Genomic DNA, 523 nt, shown 5'->3' with positions numbered 1-523 from the left:
TTGAATTTTGAGATGGAAACATCTTGTCAAGTAATGTGTTTTTAATGTTTTTTAGAAAATTATACTTACGCTTGTGAAGTGAAAGGACTGAATCAATCGAACTAAATAAATTGGCTATTTTTGTTTGTTCAGATAAAGTTTTTGGCAACTTTACTTTATGTTTGGAAACTATATTAATATAATGTCTCGCGTGTCCTTGGCTTTCGAGTTTTTGTGAATTTAAAAGTAAAAAATAGAAAAATAAATCATCGCTTTTATTTATTGCAGAAAGTATCTTAATAGCAGAAGATTTGACTAAAAAAGGAAAATTTACATATTTATTATCTAGTGTAAAATCATCAAAAACAATACATTTAGAATTATAAAAATTTATTTCATCAGTATAACCTATAATGAAAGATTTATTTGCTGTTAATATGGGGAATTTCCCTTTTTTAGGTAATTCAGAAAATTTAGTTATATACTTGTCAGGTCTTTCAAATTTTAATAAATTTTGAATAATGTCCTGTTCTCAAGCGTGAGT

1 protein-coding gene is annotated in these 523 nt (G+C 25.4%); it reads right to left on the bottom strand.

The window, feature by feature from the left end; genetic code table 4:
• Positions 1-523, bottom strand: a 523-nt coding sequence (locus ACXX86_RS04080; RefSeq protein ID WP_458561199.1) for a restriction endonuclease subunit S, incomplete at both ends; no start/stop codon positions are given.

The sequence above is a fragment of the Mycoplasma sp. CB776 genome (assembly GCF_054343395.1).
This window is presented reverse-complemented; position numbering and strand designations above follow the sequence as displayed.